The 17,158-nt window shown below is 54.6% G+C and carries 22 protein-coding genes; 15 read left to right on the forward strand and 7 right to left on the reverse strand.

The window, feature by feature from the left end:
- Positions 1 to 53: 53 nt before the first annotated feature.
- Entirely contained in the window at positions 54 to 563 is a 510-nt protein-coding gene (locus tag BLM14_RS07185) for a hypothetical protein (RefSeq protein WP_099998747.1), read from the reverse strand.
- Positions 564 to 633: 70 nt separating this feature from the next.
- The gene (locus BLM14_RS31510; protein WP_204251996.1) at positions 634 to 1,242 is read right to left on the reverse strand and encodes a S24 family peptidase; all 609 of its coding nucleotides are present in this window, start codon (positions 1,240 to 1,242) and stop codon (positions 634 to 636) included.
- Between the two features lie 72 nt (positions 1,243 to 1,314).
- Between BLM14_RS31510 and BLM14_RS32635 the strand changes: the two genes are divergently transcribed.
- Genes BLM14_RS32635 through nusG (BLM14_RS07230) form a run of 9 tightly spaced genes read left to right on the forward strand, consistent with a single transcriptional unit; the run spans position 1,315 to position 4,846 of the window.
- Positions 1,315 to 1,533 (forward strand): helix-turn-helix domain-containing protein, encoded by a 219-nt coding sequence (locus BLM14_RS32635; RefSeq protein ID WP_157929490.1) that lies wholly within the window; start codon positions 1,315 to 1,317, stop codon positions 1,531 to 1,533.
- On the forward strand, positions 1,530 to 2,264 hold the full coding sequence (locus tag BLM14_RS07200; protein ID WP_099998749.1) for a DUF2312 domain-containing protein: 735 nt from the start codon (positions 1,530 to 1,532) through the stop codon (positions 2,262 to 2,264). The genes BLM14_RS32635 and BLM14_RS07200 overlap by 4 nt, the downstream gene beginning before the upstream one ends.
- The gene (locus BLM14_RS31400) at positions 2,261 to 2,584 is read left to right on the forward strand and encodes a hypothetical protein (protein WP_162293124.1); all 324 of its coding nucleotides are present in this window, start codon (positions 2,261 to 2,263) and stop codon (positions 2,582 to 2,584) included. The genes BLM14_RS07200 and BLM14_RS31400 overlap by 4 nt, the downstream gene beginning before the upstream one ends.
- Positions 2,577 to 2,936 carry a hypothetical protein gene (locus tag BLM14_RS07205; protein ID WP_237143485.1) on the forward strand — a complete coding sequence of 120 codons (360 nt, stop codon included), beginning with the start codon at positions 2,577 to 2,579 and terminating at the stop codon, positions 2,934 to 2,936. The genes BLM14_RS31400 and BLM14_RS07205 overlap by 8 nt, the downstream gene beginning before the upstream one ends.
- A gap of 17 nt (positions 2,937 to 2,953) precedes the next feature.
- Positions 2,954 to 3,202, forward strand: coding sequence for a hypothetical protein (locus BLM14_RS07210; RefSeq protein ID WP_099998751.1), 249 nt, complete (start codon positions 2,954 to 2,956; stop codon positions 3,200 to 3,202).
- 2 nt (positions 3,203 to 3,204) lie between these two features.
- A complete protein-coding gene (locus BLM14_RS07215) occupies positions 3,205 to 3,411 on the forward strand; it encodes a hypothetical protein (RefSeq protein ID WP_099998752.1) in 207 nt (68 codons plus the stop codon).
- Positions 3,408 to 4,022: a DUF1376 domain-containing protein gene (locus BLM14_RS07220; RefSeq protein WP_099998753.1), complete on the forward strand. Its 615-nt coding sequence runs from the start codon at positions 3,408 to 3,410 to the stop codon at positions 4,020 to 4,022. Before BLM14_RS07215 ends, BLM14_RS07220 begins: the two co-directional genes overlap by 4 nt.
- A complete protein-coding gene (locus BLM14_RS07225) occupies positions 4,009 to 4,239 on the forward strand; it encodes a hypothetical protein (RefSeq protein WP_099998754.1) in 231 nt (76 codons plus the stop codon). The genes BLM14_RS07220 and BLM14_RS07225 overlap by 14 nt, the downstream gene beginning before the upstream one ends.
- 22 nt (positions 4,240 to 4,261) lie before the next feature.
- Positions 4,262 to 4,846, forward strand: coding sequence for a transcription termination/antitermination protein NusG (gene nusG, locus BLM14_RS07230; RefSeq protein ID WP_099998755.1), 585 nt, complete (start codon positions 4,262 to 4,264; stop codon positions 4,844 to 4,846).
- A 75-nt stretch (positions 4,847 to 4,921) separates the two neighbouring features.
- Here nusG (BLM14_RS07230) and BLM14_RS07235 read toward each other — a convergent pair whose 3' ends face one another.
- Positions 4,922 to 5,404, reverse strand: a complete 483-nt coding sequence (locus tag BLM14_RS07235; RefSeq protein ID WP_099998756.1) for a BA14K family protein — start codon at positions 5,402 to 5,404, stop codon at positions 4,922 to 4,924.
- Between the two features lie 402 nt (positions 5,405 to 5,806).
- Here BLM14_RS07235 and BLM14_RS07240 point away from each other — a divergent pair, with 402 nt between their 5' ends.
- Positions 5,807 to 6,766 (forward strand): dienelactone hydrolase family protein, encoded by a 960-nt coding sequence (locus tag BLM14_RS07240; protein WP_237143486.1) that lies wholly within the window; start codon positions 5,807 to 5,809, stop codon positions 6,764 to 6,766.
- 254 nt (positions 6,767 to 7,020) lie between these two features.
- On the opposite strand, the gene BLM14_RS07245 is transcribed toward BLM14_RS07240, so the two are convergent.
- Positions 7,021 to 7,686: a DNA helicase gene (locus BLM14_RS07245; protein ID WP_418314224.1), complete on the reverse strand. Its 666-nt coding sequence runs from the start codon at positions 7,684 to 7,686 to the stop codon at positions 7,021 to 7,023.
- Between the two features lie 1,009 nt (positions 7,687 to 8,695).
- On the opposite strand from BLM14_RS07245, the gene BLM14_RS07250 reads away from it, so the two are divergent.
- Both BLM14_RS07250 and nusG (BLM14_RS07255) read left to right on the forward strand, forming a co-directional pair.
- A complete protein-coding gene (locus BLM14_RS07250; protein WP_099998758.1) occupies positions 8,696 to 9,313 on the forward strand; it encodes a cupin domain-containing protein in 618 nt (205 codons plus the stop codon).
- 67 nt (positions 9,314 to 9,380) lie between these two features.
- Positions 9,381 to 9,812 carry a transcription termination/antitermination protein NusG gene (nusG, locus tag BLM14_RS07255; protein ID WP_099998759.1) on the forward strand — a complete coding sequence of 144 codons (432 nt, stop codon included), beginning with the start codon at positions 9,381 to 9,383 and terminating at the stop codon, positions 9,810 to 9,812.
- Between the two features lie 67 nt (positions 9,813 to 9,879).
- Here nusG (BLM14_RS07255) and ppk2 read toward each other — a convergent pair whose 3' ends face one another.
- Positions 9,880 to 10,800 carry a polyphosphate kinase 2 gene (gene ppk2, locus BLM14_RS07260; RefSeq protein WP_099998760.1) on the reverse strand — a complete coding sequence of 307 codons (921 nt, stop codon included), beginning with the start codon at positions 10,798 to 10,800 and terminating at the stop codon, positions 9,880 to 9,882.
- A gap of 355 nt (positions 10,801 to 11,155) precedes the next feature.
- Between ppk2 and BLM14_RS31515 the strand changes: the two genes are divergently transcribed.
- The gene (locus BLM14_RS31515; RefSeq protein ID WP_099998761.1) at positions 11,156 to 11,953 is read left to right on the forward strand and encodes an HNH endonuclease; all 798 of its coding nucleotides are present in this window, start codon (positions 11,156 to 11,158) and stop codon (positions 11,951 to 11,953) included.
- A 194-nt stretch (positions 11,954 to 12,147) separates the two neighbouring features.
- Here BLM14_RS31515 and BLM14_RS07275 read toward each other — a convergent pair whose 3' ends face one another.
- Positions 12,148 to 12,681, reverse strand: coding sequence for a thermonuclease family protein (locus BLM14_RS07275; protein ID WP_157929491.1), 534 nt, complete (start codon positions 12,679 to 12,681; stop codon positions 12,148 to 12,150).
- A 426-nt stretch (positions 12,682 to 13,107) separates the two neighbouring features.
- Here BLM14_RS07275 and BLM14_RS07280 point away from each other — a divergent pair, with 426 nt between their 5' ends.
- The gene (locus BLM14_RS07280) at positions 13,108 to 13,524 is read left to right on the forward strand and encodes a nuclear transport factor 2 family protein (protein ID WP_099998764.1); all 417 of its coding nucleotides are present in this window, start codon (positions 13,108 to 13,110) and stop codon (positions 13,522 to 13,524) included.
- 921 nt (positions 13,525 to 14,445) lie between these two features.
- On the opposite strand, the gene BLM14_RS07295 is transcribed toward BLM14_RS07280, so the two are convergent.
- Complete coding sequence (locus BLM14_RS07295; RefSeq protein ID WP_099998767.1) at positions 14,446 to 14,907, reverse strand: hypothetical protein; 462 nt, start codon at positions 14,905 to 14,907, stop codon at positions 14,446 to 14,448.
- Positions 14,908 to 15,695: 788 nt separating this feature from the next.
- Between BLM14_RS07295 and BLM14_RS07300 the strand changes: the two genes are divergently transcribed.
- On the forward strand, positions 15,696 to 17,135 hold the full coding sequence (locus BLM14_RS07300) for a DUF1254 domain-containing protein (protein WP_099998768.1): 1,440 nt from the start codon (positions 15,696 to 15,698) through the stop codon (positions 17,133 to 17,135).
- The last annotated feature ends 23 nt before the right edge of the window (positions 17,136 to 17,158 follow it).

Here is a 17,158-nt window from a genome sequence, read left to right on the forward strand (position 1 = left end):
CAAACGAGTGTCGCCAATCAGGTTTTGACCGGTCACTGGTATGAGCTGTCACTCTAAGGCGTGCAACTGTCCGAAATGGCCCTAACTTCCGAGCCTTTTACTCTGCCAACGAGAACCGTCGAGGTCTCCTGTGTCATGAAACTTATGCGCTTCGGTGGTGAAGACCCCAACCAATCTATCAGAGATTCGAGTTCGCTGGAGAGTAATGGCCGAGTAAACAAGGTGTCGGCATCTTTCCAAAGAATTCTATCGACATCCTTTATGGTCAGGTCGTGTTCAGTAGCGCCTACAAAGATAGTTGCGTCATCTCGTGCGATAAAAAATTCCGATGGAATCGGGAGTTTTGTCAGTAGGACAAGTCGGACCTCCCCTTTGGAAGTGCACACAAGTTGCAAAGAATCCGGGTTCCGAAGCGCTCTGTTTGAGGCTAATTCCAAATTATCTTTCACTTCAAAAGTCTTTATCCCCGTGTCGCCCCAATCGACAGAGTTGGGCCAAACCATGCCACTGACGATCCATGCAATCACCGCTGAGAAAAAAATGAACGCTGCAATTCGGGCCATCTATTCTCCAATCTTGCCCGTTCGCATGGCCATGATAGGAAACATACCAACTTGCGTCCGGGGAAGGCTGTCATTTGGGCTTGATCCAGTCAATTGGCGCCGCCCACTCCACCGTCTCGTCGATCATGTCCGGATAAAGTGGATTGAGGCTCTGGAGGTTCCACGCGTTGTCCGAAGTTCCCTTGCGCAGGATCTTCACGAAAATCCTCTCATTTGCGAGTTGAACCACGCATCGACGATTAATCATCGTGTCCGGAGGCAACAGACGCGAATAGTAAAGCAGCGTTCCGTCTTCATACGCGGGGAACATCGAATCCCCGCTGACTTCGACTGCCACAGTATGCGCATCAGCATCTGCTGGCGCATCAACCCAATCGTCTCCGCCGTTGTCGATTGCGTAAACTTCGGCGCCTGCGCCGACACGGCCTTTCAAAGGAACGTGATCGGTCATTCCAGGTCCATCGCCTTCGCCAGTGAGTAGCCAGCCTTGGCTTACACGGTAGGCCTTGGCATACCGGTCGGCAGCCCGGACAATGCCTCGAGTGCCATTTTCGTGTTGAGCGTACGTATCGTAGTTCCATCCGAAGAACGTCGTTGCGTCCTTGGCAGATTTAAAGCCGCGGGCGATCCGGGCTTGTTCGAGCCGCTTTGCGGCTTCAGGGCGATCATCAAATGTCATATGTGCAAAAAGCACGAATGTGGTGTGCGTTTCGACTTGACAATTAAGTGTGCGTTATGCACATTAAAGTTCATGAACCAACATATCGATATCAAAGCACTTAGAGAGCGCCTTAACTGGAAGCAAGACCGCTTGGCTCGTTTTCTAGGTGTGGACCGATCGAGTGTGTCGCACATGGAGAACGGTAGACCACCTCGTGGTCCTGTCAGGAAGCTTCTTGAAACTCTGGTGTCTGCGGCTGATCGCGGTGATGTTGACGCGCTTTCTTCTGATTTGGAGAACGCAGCATGAGTGCCGAGGCCGAAATCAAACAGTTCATCAACCGCGTTCTTCGCCTCAAGGAAGAGCAAGACACACTCGGCGAAGACATCCGCGAAGTGTATGCCGAAGCCAAGGGCAGGGGCTATGACAAGACTGCGCTTGGTGCCGTCGTTGCCCTCATTCGCCAGCGTGTGAAAATTGGCTCTGACGCATTCAACGAGAAAGACGAAATGGTCAACCTGTACCTCTCGGCTTACGAGGGTCCAGCGCAGTTTCTCGGCGAGGTGATGGGACCGCACACGCCAGCGCCTGCGCGCGCACGAGAAAACATTGAAGAATTTCCGCTTCGAGCGACCGACAGCAAACTCATTGAGACTGTTGCAAACGGCGTCCAGACCGAAATTGGCCGCAAGGCGCTGAACACTGCCATCGACATCATGATCGAGCGGGAAGAGGCGGAATACGTCGGCCCCGAAACGGGGGAAATTACCAATTCGTCGGCAACGACAAACGAATTGGATGACGACGCAGTCGCTGCAGTGATGGACAAAGTCCGACTGGCGAACGCCAATGGCGTTGAACCGTCGTCGTCCAACCCCACCAACTCCGAGCGCCCTGCGTTTCTGATCAAGGATCAACCGGCGAAGACAATGCGCGACTACCGTCCTCACTGTCAGAACCCAGAGGCCTGCAGCGGGTCTGGGCTCAAGCATTGCTACTCCTGTTCAAAACTAATGGCGGTTGAAAGCGAGGTCGTATGACAAACGCTTCCCAAACTGGCTTGAGCAATGCCGACGGAGGAAGCCGCGGCGTTGGCTTCCTCCGTCTCTTGTCTCGCTTTGGCGCGGGACAGGATGCGCTTCGCGAGAACTCCAATCTGTTCAAATTCATCAGCGTGGTGATCCCCATCGCTTCCGCTGATGTTGTCCGCCCCATTCAAGGGCAATCCCACTGTGTCCGTCTGTTCCTCCTCTGGCTGGCTCGTCATGCGATCAACCTAGCTAAGGAAATTGAGCATGACGTGCACAGAATCTCAGCACCACGTACACAAATTGAAATCGGAGCCGGAAGTCGTGAGTAGGGCCGAAATTGCAAGTGGTTACGTCAACCGCATGATCGAAGTTGAGAGCCATGGCTGGGGTGATGTCTTCCCAGCAATGGAACGACTAGGTGTCCGCTACAGACTTTCATTCTGGACCTTAAATCACCTCAGAAAGCGCCGAGCAAAAACGGTCGATGACAACACGTTTCTGCGCATCCGGGCAGCCTATCTCGATTTCTGCGAGCGACAGATTGCAAACCTCACACACGAGCTCGAAGTCGAAAGGTCAATAAATCCGGATGCTCATATGGAAGATTTCGAGCGCGAGGCTTCGCAGCTTCTGGCGAAGGTGCGTGAAGCGAAGGAAACCTCAAAAGTGCGAAAAGCTTGAAAGGGCGAGGTCTAATCATGGATGATCTCAAGATACCGCATTATGTGAAGCCATTCCTCGGCCGGATACGTGGAGGCGCGACGCTGGTCAGCCAGGTTTCGCAATCCGAAGAGGCAACAGAAAAGGGGGATGGCCACATTTACTTCACCCATCCTGACGGAAGGCCAGTAGGTGCTGCTTCTGCGGTTTTCTGCATTCGAAATGGCCTTGTGACCCCTGAGGGCGATGATCTATTCGGCGGTTCCCAGACGTATCGGGCGGCTTGATCATGGACGAACGTCGATCCTCCCAAGATATGGCCGAAGAACTGTCGAAGTTGCTTTACGGAAAGTACGATTGGCTTTCCCGGTTTTCCTCCGGCAGAGAAAAGCGCCCTGATCACGACATTGAGCGTATGGAGCGCGAACGTGATGTGTTGACGCAAGCCGCCAGTGATTATCGCCGCGCTGCTGAACGTGATCGAGGTGCGGCATGAAACACGGCTTGGAATGGTACAAACACGAGCCCAGAGCCTTCATTGACGGTGTTCAGGGAATGGGGCCAGAACTGATTGGCGCCTACATTGTCCTGCTCGATCTGATTTACGCACGCGGCGATGAAACGATGCGTGATGATCGACATCTTGCGGGCATTCTTGGCTGTTCAATCCGCAAGGCCACGAGCCTTACCGACAGTCTGATAGAGCAGAATAAAATCCAATTTGAAGGCGGTTATCTCTCCAATTCGCGCGCAAAAAGAGACGTGAAATCCGCTCGAAACAGCTACGAAACCCGGTCGAAATCTCAGTCTGTTCGGCGCGAAAATGAAGCTGAGTTGAATGAAAACAACGATTTAAAGGACAAACCTGAGACAAGCGCCTTTATTAGAAAAGATAAGAACAGAATAGATGAAAAACCTACCTGTTTTTCAGGGCGCGCAAGCGCGCGAAAACCTAATGGATTTGTCCATGTTCGAAAATCAACAGACGCAGCACGTTCACTCATCCAGGAGCTACAGGAAAATGAACAATTCGGAGAAGATCGAGGCGACGAAATCCTTGACCAAGCTGTTCGGAAGTTTCCCACAATCGCCCATGTCGGATCCTGACCTACAGCTTCGTGCCTACCTGGAAGCTGTCGAGGACTTCGAGTGCGTCGACGTGCTGGCAGCGGTCGAACGTTTTCGCCAAGGCGAGGTCAAAGAGGCAAACAAGGCATTCTGTCCCTCAACGGCGCAGCTGTGTAACGAAGTTCGCCATCGCAAACAAATGCGCGAGATCATGGCTAGGGCAGGGGTGAAGCCCGGACTGAACCTCATCCAATAACGAGCGAACCCGGACAGGATCAATGAAAGCGGCAATCGACAAACACAACCACTGGTACGTCGTCAGGACGAACGTTAAGTGCGAAGAGAAAGCCTCGGAGAATATTCGTAAAGCCGGATACGACGTCTTTTACCCGCGCCGCAGGGTCGAGGTGAAGAACCGGCGAACGCACATCTATACGACGCGAGAAAGCGCCCTGATGCCCCGCTATTTGTTCGTGGGGCTACCTCCGGCCGACAGAAACTTCTTCAAAGTTCGCAACGGCGACGGTGTAGAATGCATCCTCGGCGTGGGCGGCCGTCCGGCTCGCATTTCAGCCGATCATGTCGAAGCAATCTACCTCGCAGAAGTCGAAATGCAGTTCGATGATACCCGCGCCGCGCGCATCCATCGAAAAAAGGAAGCGAGATCGAAAAAGGCGACGACGGAAACGCAGTTCCCGAAAGGTAGGGGCATCCTGGTAACGGACAATATGAACCCGTTGGCAAGGTTTGGAGGCGTTGTTCAGGAGATCACCAAATCGGGAAGGGTCATAGCCCTTGTCGAACTTTTCGGGCGCATGACGCCTGTTGAATTCGAGGCTAGGCAGCTTAGTCCTGCGGCATAAGACCGACGCAATGTCCGCAGTGCTAGCCTGCGCGTCCGGAAAAAGCGCCCGGTGGGTCGCCAGCTACGCCCGCAATCAATAGTAGGATGAGACGCACGCCCGTCGCGGACCGTAGTAGGGCTGGAACGTGTTGTCGTAAGCCCTGTAGGACCGGTAGCGGGCATAGCACCAGCGCGTGTGTGCGTTGCCGCCATAATAGACCTGGCGGTAATTGCGTGGCGCGTAGTAGCGCGGACGGTAATAGGTCGGCCCGTAATAGCCCTGATCGTAGTAGCTGGGGCCATAATACCTCGGCTGCGCCAGCAATCCGCCGATGATTACGCCAGTCGCGAGCCCGCCGAGTGCCAATGCCCAATCGTCGTTACCATTGTGGTGTCCATGCCCGCGGTAGCCTCGATAGTATCCACGGTTGTAACCGCCGCGGTAACGCCTGTACTGGACCGGCTGCGCCTCTTGGACTTCGATCTTCGGCACGGCAACGGTGGGAAACGCCATGGCCGGCGGGGCGCTCGTCAGCGCCGTCACCAGCGACAGGGCAAAGATTGCTAACCTTTTCATTGGCTTCACCTTTCCTCTGCAGTGCTCCGCGTCGAAGACGGCGCGCAAGGACGCTGCAGCCCTTTAAATGCTCTGCGCAATTTTACTCCAAAATCGATTTTGACTCGAGAAATTATGCGTTAGCAGGAAAGCTTTCTTTCAAAATTGGTCCATTCGCGGTGTCGCATCGCCGTGCGCGAAAAACGCATTTTGTTGATCGCGAACGCTCGTATCGTTGGCCCTCTTTCCATCCGTTGCGATCCTTCTGCAGGTGAGGCCGCTTTGGGCCCAATTCCGGTCATTAACAGCAGGTGCATCAAATGGCCGGATTCGACCCATTGCGGAAATTCCCTAGAGAAATGACGGGCGACTTGGGGGAACGAATTGCCTATGTTCAAGCTAACTTTTCGGGGAGCCAAGGTAATGATGAGGCTAGGCATTCTGTTCATCTATCTGAGCATGGGGCCATTTTACGCCTCGGCCGCATTCGCTTTGGAAGACAGGTTGGTGGTCAATTCTCGCACGCTTGCTGAGGACGATTTTCTGCGTGGCAACACCACGGCGGGAACACCGGTCACTCTGAGTGGCAATCTAAGTGGACCAGAGGGCGTCAACAAACTGCCGGTCGTCATCTTGCTGCACGGCACGGATGGACCTGGGAGCGGCGCGGTATGGGCTTGGGAGCGGTTTCTCAATAGCATCGATATCGCAACGCTGAGCCTCGACAGCTACACGGGACGGAGTCTCACGCAGGCCTCAACTGATCAATCTCTGTTCGGTCAATTCACGCAAATCTATGATGCTTATAGAGCCGCCGATGCGCTGGCGGACCACCCAAAGATTGACACCACACGGATTGCGCTGATGGGGTTTTCCCGTGGCGGCAATGCAGCGCTATATTCGGCAATGACACGCTTCCAGAAAACGTTCGGCCCGTCCAAGGGTCGCATAGTGGCGCATTTACCATTTTATCCCGCATGCAATTTCCAGCTTGTCGGGGAATTGGAGGTTGCCGACGCACCAATCCGCGAATTCCACGGCACCGATGACGACTGGACACCTGCCGCGCCTTGTCGCTCCTATATTGATCGCCTGGCTGCGGCTGGCGAGGACGCGACAATGACAGAGTACAAGGGCGCAATTCATGCATTCGACAGCCCACGCAACCCGGCGCGTTTCACTGATTCCGACAATCAAACCTCGCGAAATTGCATGCGTACGGAGGTGGACGGGAAGCTCCTCAATGCCGCGACTGGCCGCCCTTTCAGCTATTCCGACGCCTGTGTCGAATTCGGTCCGAGCTCACAGTACAACGATGCTGCCGCAACGGCGGCACAGGCTGCTGTGAAGGCGTTCCTGGAAGAGGTCTTTGGAAGAAACTGAACTCCGCGTTATTGGCGTGGTGGCCATCGCACTCAATGCCGGCTTTGAGAGCATCGAACTCCGTACGGTTACAGCTTCGGACCATCCTTGCGGCAGAGTGATCGCGCTTTGGACGGATGACGCCAGTTGAATTCGAGGCTAGGCAGCTTAGTCCTGCGGCATAAGACCGACGCAATGTCCGCAGTGCGCCAACACCGGTCATTGGAAGAGCGACTGCCGGGATGCTCCTGCGGCATGGCGGCAGTCGATCATGCTTAGGCCACGTCCTGGAGCTGGGCCTCGCCGTTGTGCAAGAAGCACGCTTTGGAGAAGAGCCCTAAATCGACGAGGTTGGGCAGGCGAACATCCCGCAGATCCGGCAGGCGCTTGCTTTCAGGATCAAAAGACCGGTCAATCTGGGAGATGAACCCGAGTATAACGCCGGTCTTTCTGGCGAAAGCGCCAAGCGCAAGAACTTGCTCTGAAAGCGCAGGCTTGCTTCGCTGCTGGTCGAGTACCTGCAGGTAGTCGATTACGGCAACTGTTCCTCTCTCCGATCCCGACAAATGGCGGATGATGTATTCCGCGCTGATTTCATTGGACGTGACAATCTCCAGCGTATCGCCAATACCGGAAGGGGCTTTTTCCAAAGACCGGATGTGTTTTCTTGCCTGTTGTTCAGTGAATTCCAACGTAAAGAACACCGCTCTCCGCTCATCTCGGGCGGCGTCGAGCAAAAGCTGAAGTCCAAGCTTGGTCTTGCCATGGCCGGGGCGTCCAGCCACTAACAGCAGATCACCGTCATCCAGACGGGATAATATTGTCTCCGAAAGCGCCGCTGCCGCGATTTGCGACGAAAGTAAACTCCATCGCGCAAATCCCTCCTCACGAGCGATTTGATCCAGTGCGTCGTGCAGAGGGACACCATTGTGTCGAGCCATGAGTTTGGCGCGACGTTTCAATTGGAATATGGGGGCAGAAAGCTTCATCAAAGAACCTCCATTCCGAGCCAGAAACGCAACCCCTCCTTATGCGACGCTCGAACAGATGGTTCGACGATGATGATCTCACCCCGTATGTGCGATACTTCCCCAAAAGGAGGGGGGAGGCGTGGGCCAAGCCTGTGGAGCGGAGACTAGCGGTCCGCGTGATTCGTCGCAAGCATCAATGGCCGCAAAGGGCCAACACCAGACTTTGGGCCCGGTGGAGAACAGCCAGCTCGTGCGCGAATTGTCGGAGCGATCTATCTGGCCAGAATCGACCTGCAGCTCGATGACACCTCGCATTCACCGCAAGGAAGAGGCGAGAAGGAACAAGGCAAAAACAGAAAGTGAGTTCTCTCCTGGTCTATCTTTTTCGCCACCGAAGGAGGGAACCCCTTTTCCACGTTCGGCGGTGTAGTTGATACAGTTACAAACTCCGGCCGAGTGATCGCGCTTATTGATATTTTCGGACGCATGACGCCAGTTGAATTCGCGCCGAGACAGCTCACCCCTGCTGCATAGACCGACTTAGTTTCTGCTTCGCAGATTTCAGTCATTGACAGCAACCGGCTGTGAGAGCAGACCTTTAACTGGCTGACACGCTTGAGCGCTTGCAGGCGTGAGGTTGGGGCCAAGTGTTTGACGCTGACGGGAGAGCTTTTCCTCGCTACTGGCGCAGACAGGGAGTATATTTGTTTGTTGACGCTGAGACACAGAGGCCCAGCGACAGAGAACTCAAGACACCTTTTAAATTGGGTGCGTTCTGTATTGACACTTACTTGGCACGCTTAAGTTTTCTGTCCTGCCTAAATCGTCCTTTGCGTAATTCTGACCGGAATCTTTATTGCTTAGTTTGGAGGGGCAGCGTTCCGATGCAGATCATCCAGAGCTGCGGCACACGCTCATTATCCTAAACGGGCGCACAGCTGCATTCCGGGAACGTTGAAATCGAAAGGAGGACTCACCCATGAAACCGCGATCCCTCAGCGCGCGCCGTATTGGCGTGCTCATGTTCTCACTGTGTGCTTTCGGGTTGATGACGTCAGCCTCGATGACCGCTGAAAGCAAATTCGTCGTCGAGCTGGTGGTTGAAAAAAAGGTGAAAGAACTGCCGTCCGCACCGTTGTACTGGCGTGTGGAGAATTTCCCGACGCTGACGCAGGCCCAGGGCGCTGTAGGCCCGACCTCGCTTGCGGCTGAGGTCGCGGGCAAGGTATGGCTGTTCACGCTAGGACCGAAGGATGGCTCTACGCCCGGTGGAACCAAGGTCGCCGAGATCGGACCCCTTTCGCCGATCAGCGCGAGCGAGTATTTGCTGCGCGTCAACCGCGCCGGTGGAGCGCCCGGTGCCAAGTCGTCCATCCATACACATCCAGGACCGGAGGTCTTCTATGTACTGGCCGGCAAGCTCGGTCAGAGAACGCCCCACGGCGTGGCCTATGCCGAAGCCGGCACGACCATGGCCGGACACGGGGCGGACACGCCGATGGAAGTGTTCAGCGCCGGTACAACCGATCTCAATCAGCTGGCCATCTTCGTGGTAGACGCGGATCGGCCGTTCTCGTCCCCGGCCACCCTCGACTGAGGCGAAGTTTCGTGGGGTGGCGCGAGTGTCTGGTACGATCTAAGGCGGCACCCCAGCGAAGATCCGCATGGTTCCAATAGTTGGATTTTCGCTTACATGCATCATCGAATGTACTTCCGCTCACCACCCATTGCTGAGGTTCGAATCTGACGCGGGCGAACGGCAGCAATGGGGCCAACACCAGACTTTGGGCCCGGTGGAAAACAGCCAGCTCGTGCGCGAATTGTCGGAGCGATCTATCTGGCCAGAATCGACCTGCAGCTCGATGACACCTCGTATTCACCGCAAGGAAGAGGCGAGATCGAAAAAGGAGCAAACTCAACGTGAGTTCTCTCCTGGTCGATCAATTTTCGTCACCGAAAGAGGAAACCCTTTTGCCACGTTCGGCGGTATCGTCGATGAAGTTACAAATGCCGGCCGAGCGATAGCACTTATTGATATTTTCGGGCGCTTGACGCCAGTTGAATTCGAGCCGAGACAGCTCACCCCTGCGGCATAGGCCGATTTAGTATCCGCTTCGCGCCAGCAATGATCTTTGTTCTTCGGAGGCCTGTTCCCCAACCCAATCAGTATTTTGAGGGGACGTAGAGTTCCGGCGGCAGGACCTTTCGCTCGTAATCGGGATTGAACACGCGCTCGGGCAGGCTGATGTCTTCGTGCGGAACATCCTCATAGGGAATTTGTTGAAGCAGATGATCCATGCAATTCAGGCGGGCGCGCTTCTTGTCATTGCCCTCGACGATGTACCACGGCGCTTCGGGAATATTGGTGCGGGCGAAGGTCTCTTCCTTGGCCTTGGTGTAGGCTTCCCAGCGCACGCGCGATTGCAGATCCATGGGTGACAGTTTCCACTGCTTTAAAGGGTCGTGGATGCGCACAAGAAATCGCATCTGCTGCTCTTCGTCGGTGATAGAAAACCAATACTTCACCAACCGGACGCCGGAGCGCACCAGCATGCGCTCGAATTCGGGTACATCATGGAAAAATTCTGCAACCTGGTCTTCGGTGGCAAATCCCATGACCCGCTCGACGCCCGAGCGGTTGTACCATGAGCGGTCGAAGAGCACGATCTCGCCGCCGGCAGGCAGATGCGGCACATAGCGCTGGAAGTACCACTGGGTCTTTTCGCGGTCGGACGGGGCGGGCAGCGCCACCACCCGCACAATGCGCGGATTCAGCCGCTGGGTGATGCGCTTGATTACACCGCCTTTGCCGGCAGAATCGCGCCCCTCGAAGATCACGACGACCTTCTCTTTGTGATAAGCGACCCAGTCCTGCAGCTTGATCAGTTCCGCCTGCAGCGAAAGCAAGGCGCGGAAATAGTCTATGCGTGGCATCGATGGTGGATGCGCCTTGCGATAGATCCTGCGGATTTCCTCGGACAGCGCCGGCTCGGAAAGTTCGAGTTCGTAGTCCTCGTCGAGCGTATCGGCGAGCTCTGCTTCCAGCCAATCCGAATTTTCGACCTTGTCCTTCGAATAAGTCATCGCACCACTCCAAATTTGGCCAACTGTGCTCCCGTTTCATCCATTTATGCCATAGTCGCATGACGGTAATCTAACGTTTCGTCGCGATCAAAACCGTGCGGTCGATCCAGCGGCTCGAAGGCAGGCTCCGCCGGCAGCATAGTCCTGAGGCCTGTGGCGGCCAAAACGGGCGCGAGTTACCGATTCGACTCTTGATTGTGACAGAAACATTGCGGATATGTGACGCCCGTTGAATCGAGCCGAAACCGCTCAGCCCTGCGGCATAGACCGATGTAATGTGCGCTTCGGGTCGATCTCGACGAGGCAGTTTATCGTCTGTTAGAAAGAAACACGCAATCTGAGGGAGAAGTGGGGAATGCAGCAATACGCTGTTGTCGTAGAAAATGACATAACGCAGTGGGAAGATCAAACAGGGTCTCGCTACCACTTTCCAAAACGATACGCTCGGTTTCTGACACCAGGAACTAGGCTCATTCACTACAAAGGACGCTTGCGCGATCCAAGGTTTCTTCCGAAGCGCCTATCTCCGGAGCCTCATTATTTTGCGTTCTCAATCGCAGGTGAACATACGCCTGATCCAGATAGCGATAAGGGAGACCTCTTTGTCGATGTCCTACAACACCGGCCGTTCGATGAAGCTGTACCCCATCGCATCGATGGCGAGACTTTAGAGACAATTCCAGAGAGCCGAAAGGACAATTTTTGGCGTGACGGCGTCCGACCTGCAACCCTATCACTTTTCGAGACGGTCGGAAGGCTTGCACGGATCGTTTTCGATGAGGGCGAAACTGAGGTCACTGAGGATATCGACTTAACAACCACGATGCAGGAGGGTGGCAAAAAGATAGTCTATGGTACCCGGTACGAACGAAGACCGGAGCTGCGCGCATTGGCAATAAAAATTCACGGAACAGTCTGCTTTGCATGCGAAGCCGACTTGGAGAAGGTGTACGGTGAGCTAGCTGCGGGTTACATCCAGATCCATCACAAACGTCCCCTCTATGTATCAGGCCCGACTATCGTAAACGCGGAAACGGATCTAGTTCCTCTATGCCCTAATTGCCATGGGATCGCTCACCTAGGTAATAAGCTGAGGTCGGTCAACGACATTAGGTCGCTACTCGGAAAACCTGCCGTAAGCTACGGCGACTAGTGCAGAGATTCGATTCCGTGAGGTCGACAAGGTCAACTCGACATAGGGTTGCAAATAGCGTCGAAGTGCGCCGAGTTTCGAAATCGCGCTTTTGGTGGCTTCCTTGATCTCCTCGTTGGAATCGAGAGTGAGCATATGGTTATCGGCAAGATCGACCGGCGCCGCGGCGATCTCTTGTTCTCGCCAGCCAGCGGCTAGCACCAAGGCTGGCGCCTACCAGTCCACCGCCGGGCCAGATTGCGTTCGATAAGGGTCTCTCCAACGTCTTTGCCATTGACCGCCACAAGGGCAAGCGTCCGTCCATATTGGTCGATCATGCGCCTGGTTTTGGGGTCGCCGCGTGTAATCTGTATTTCCTTACCATCGAGCAATCGTTTCAGGGCGGGTTTGGCTTCGAGACCGCGCGCAAGTTCGCTCTCACATTTGGCACCGCCAATTTCAGGTGTGTCGATGTTGGCGAGGCGGATCTTCTCCCGGTTGAGCCAGATCGTGTCGCCATCGATGACATAGAGCTGTTGGCCATTTGCGAGGCTTGCGTGTGCGCTTTCCATAGGTTCGGGGAAAACAGCAAGATAGAGGAAGCACATCGCTACTCCAAGGACCGGCAGCGCCCAGCGTTGTACGTGCCATCGCCAGGACGAGTACCGGCGGTACTGTCGCCGTTGTTTCTCCGAATCCGCTGGCGGCCTTGTCCATTCGCTTGGTATTACTTTCAGCTTGTCACTCATGCACGGGCCCTTTTGTGAGGGCTTCATATTGGCACCTGTTCAATAAAATATGGATTGAGCGAAATGCTAAGATTGAAATTAATACAGGTTCCGATTCACGATTTGCGACCGGTCAAACACATCCCAACCAATAGGTTGCAGCAGATCGAGGTTTATGACGGCGCATAACCATCAGCGGCCCATCGCGTTCTCACAAAATGCGAACTCAGTTTCCTGTGCCGAGTATATCGATAAAATATTTCCAATCAGTTCATACGAGTGAGTTAAAGGACACGTAAGGGTTTCCCACTCCATCACCACAAACACCGGGTCTCGCACCAATAAGGACGTGCGAGATCGATCGCTGATGCCATCTGACTCCTTGCCGTAGATTGCGGCGCGGATCGATTAAGCGCAAACTGGGCCAGGCAAATAGGGAGGCTTACTATGACTGATCGAAGCGAACTCGAAAGCACCGTCCAGACGATCTATAAGGCTCGCCAGGATAATGACATTGATGCTTTGATGGCGTTTTTTGATCCCGCCTGCAGCTTTCGCATCGTCGGAAGCGACCGGTTAGGGTCAATGACACAGACAGTGGATGATTCAGAATCCCTGCGCATCGCTATGACACGCTTTATGGACAACTGGGATTTCTCCAAGCTCAAAACCACCAGCCTTCATGTTGACGGCGACACTGTGTTTGCTCATCGTTCCGGGCAAGTCCGTTTTATCCCCTCAGACGTGTGGAACAATACCGAGTTCATAGACAAGTTCACCTTCAAGGACGGACTGGTGGTCGATCTGGCGGAGTTCATCGATACGTTGCAAGTGGCGGAAACGATGGGCCTGGTCAAATCGTGACGGCGTAGCAATATTCGCTCGGATGGCGAAATGGCCGACACGACTTCCCGCCATGGATACCTATTCATCAAATTGGAGCAGTCTGGTAGCGCGCTTCACCCAGAAGCTGCCGCAGCTACCGAGCGAGTATTAACACACTGGAAAAAACGACAACGCATGCCACAGCAATTAGAAAATAGAATAGCCTTGTGGATATGCGATCGAGCCAGACACGTGGTGGAGGAGGCGGGTCGAAATCTTCGACCAGCACTTTCAGTTTGTGTTCCGGATCAGCCCATTTCACGCCTCTAAAATTAACAATTTGGTCGCGCGACTGCATCGCGAGTTTCTTTAGGCGCGTTACTTCGTCGAATTGATATCGACGCGCACCTCGCCAGTTGGCCTGATAATCCTCTTTCTCCATAGCCACAAGATAGCCGACGCTGTCTAAGCCCAGGTTTACTTGACCACTAAAATCTTAGCGGCATGTATTGGTCTGTCCTTCGGGTCCTCGAAATTAGGTAATTATCCCCAACTCTTGAAATTAATCCTTTGTTTCAAGAAGCAAATCAGATGCGCAAAGGTGATTTGCGGCTGACTGGCGGACCAAGGGAAAGGGAACACTCGCCGAGTACATGGGAAGAGCTTCACGAGTTCTCGACCGGCCAGAGGGCGGTCACGTTCGTTCGTGGCAGCGAGGTAGACGTCAATCGCCCGCCCGACCCCATTCTAAATCTAATGGCAGTCGCGCCCGCGCTGCTAGTAACGCATGCCAGGCTGGATTGCCAACAACCAATCAAGATGAATGTCCGCTTTGCGCCAATTCCAGTCGTTGACAGCAGGTGCAATGGCCGGGTTTGACCCATTGCAGACATTTGGTGCCTCCGGCACGTGACGACCGCTCATGACTGCCTTTTACGTGGGGTGAACCTTACGCAAGCTTCAACGGACCCATCTGACGAAGCGCACGATCACTTCTTCGGCGATGACCATGACGGTGACGACGATAATCAGCGGCACCACCCCGTGCAGCATGCCTTCGAAGCGAACCTTATCCCCGAACACAAAGGTGATCGCCTCCAGGATCACGAACTTGGATAGGAACAGCACCACCCATGCGCTGAAGAATCGCATGAACTTCATGAAGGCACCTTGCCTTGCCTTGAAGAACGCGGCGACATGATGCTCGATAGCGATCGTCCCCTTCAGAAGGGCCTGCAACAAGATGGCGGCGAGCAACGACCAGCTGAAGGAAGCGACCGTGACGCTGTCCGAAAATTCATCGAACAGGTTTAGGACCACGAGGTCGATCAGGGCTCCAAAGAGGTAGCGGATGATCAATCGCTGACGGTCCGTTGGCATTTCGGCCGTGGCCGGCAGAAAACCGTGGATTTTATCAGCCATAATTCCCCCTCTGAAAACACTCTTCGAGCGTGCGCTACTGTATGGTGGGCGTCAATGGGACATATCGGGGTTTACCCTCGTCCAAAGTGCGGGAATGTCCAGGGGGATACGAAGAGACGCCGCCTGAGTCCGATCTTGAATGCCCGTTTTCCCACCCATTGCTGCCGGGCGATCGTCAGCAACGGGCCAACACCGGACTTTCGATCCACGGAGAAAGGCCCGCTCATGCCGCGATTATAGAAGCGATCTATCTCGCGAAGTCGACCTGCAGTTCGATGATCCCCGCGTTGCTCGCGTTCACCGCAAGGACGAGGCGAGATCAAAAAAGGCGAAAACAGAAACTGAGTTCTCTCTGTCGATCAATTTTAGTCACCGAGAGAGGAAAGCCTTTTGCTACGTCCTGCGGTGTCGTCGATGCAGTTACAAATGCCGGCCGGGTGATCGCGCTTATTTATATTTTCGGACGCATGACGAACGTTGAATTCGAGCCGAGACAGCTCAGCCCAGCGGCATAGACCGACGTGATCTACGCTTCGCGCCAACACCCCGCTATCGAACAAGCGCACGGGCCGAGGGATTAAGCCGTCCTCTACCCTAAGTTGCCCCATGTAACAGTTACGTACTTGCAGTTTAGCAGGTCCGATGTTCACGCTGGCAAAACGTCACATCTGCATCCCTCTTGCGGAACTGGGTAATGAACTGATCGAGCTCATGTTATCGAAAGGGACGGACACAGGTGGACTCGACGGCTTTAGGATTTCTTTTCACTACAACGAGGGGGGTAACTTATGGTTTCGCGTCGTACTGTATCACTTGGAGGACTGGGCCTTTTTGCCACGAGCGCATTTGTCCCTACGGCAAGCGCCTTGGATGGCCTCGCTACTGACCTGATCGAGGGCACCGATGAATTCGCGCTGGCCGTCGATGCCTATATTTATGGGTATCCTCTCGTCACCATGGAAATGACCCGCCGCGTCATCACCAATGTCGCTGAGCCCAAGGGAACCAAGGCTCCAATGGGGCAGATGATCAAGGTCCGCGAATATCCCAACGCACAGTTCCGCGATGTAACGGCACCGAACGCTGATACGCTCTACACGACTGCATTCTTCGACGTTGGCCAGGAACCTTGGGTGCTCAGCCTGCCCGCCATGGGCGACCGCTATGCGCTTTTCCCGATGCTTGACGGCTGGACGACGGTGTTCGAGGTTCCAGGCAAGCGCACCACCGGCACTGGCGCGCAAAAATATGTGATCACCGGGCCAGGTTGGGAGGGCAAGCTTCCCAAGGATGTCGTGGAATACAAGTCGCCGACGAGCATGGTCTGGCTTCTTGGCCGCATCTACTGCAGCGGGACGCCGGAGGATTATAAAGCCGTGCATGCGTTGCAGGATGACGTCAAGCTCGTTCCCCTAAGCGCCTACGGCAAAGAGTGGACGCCGCCGAAAGGCAAGGTGGATCCCGCGATCGACGTCAAGACAGCGGTGCGCGATCAGGTCAACCGCATGAATGCTGCCGAGTATTTCACCCTGCTTGCAGAGTTGCTTAAAACCAATCCGCCCAGCGAAGCTGACGAACTGATGGTCGAGAAGTTGGCGCGGATCGGCATCGTGCCCGGACAGGATTTCGACAAGAGCAAGTTCGACCCGTCGTTCGCAAAGCGGGTTCCCCAAGTCGGATTTGATCGCATTATGCTGCACTACAAGTTCAGCGATGGCGACGTGACAGACATCAATGGTTGGGGCTTCACGACCAAGACCGGCATCTATGGCACAAACTACATTCAGCGCGCACTGGTTACGGCCATAGGCCTTGGTGCCAACCGGCCCCAGGATGCTGTTTATCCCCTGTCGGCAAAATACGATGGCGGAATGATCAAACGAGCCTACGAGGGGTCAGAGAACTATGTTTTGACGTTCAAAAAGGGAGCAATGCCGCCGGTAGGCGGCTTCTGGTCCTTGACCATGTATGACGAGAATTACTTCTTCGTCGAGAACCCGATCAATCGCTACTCGATCAGTGCCCGTCAAGATCTAAAAATGAATGCGGATGGGTCTACTGACCTGTTCATTCAGAACGTCAGCCCTGGCGCGGAGAAAGAAGCCAACTGGTTACCTGCACCGAAAGACAAGTTCGTCCTGATGATGCGTCTTTATTGGCCAAAGGAAAGCAACCCGTCGCTGCTTGACGGCTCGTGGGTTCTGCCCCCTGTGAAAAAGGCGACATGACGAAACTTCCGGCTAAGAGGGGG

Origin of the sequence: Phyllobacterium zundukense (assembly GCF_002764115.1) — a bacterium.
Lineage (GTDB): Bacteria > Pseudomonadota > Alphaproteobacteria > Rhizobiales > Rhizobiaceae > Phyllobacterium > Phyllobacterium zundukense.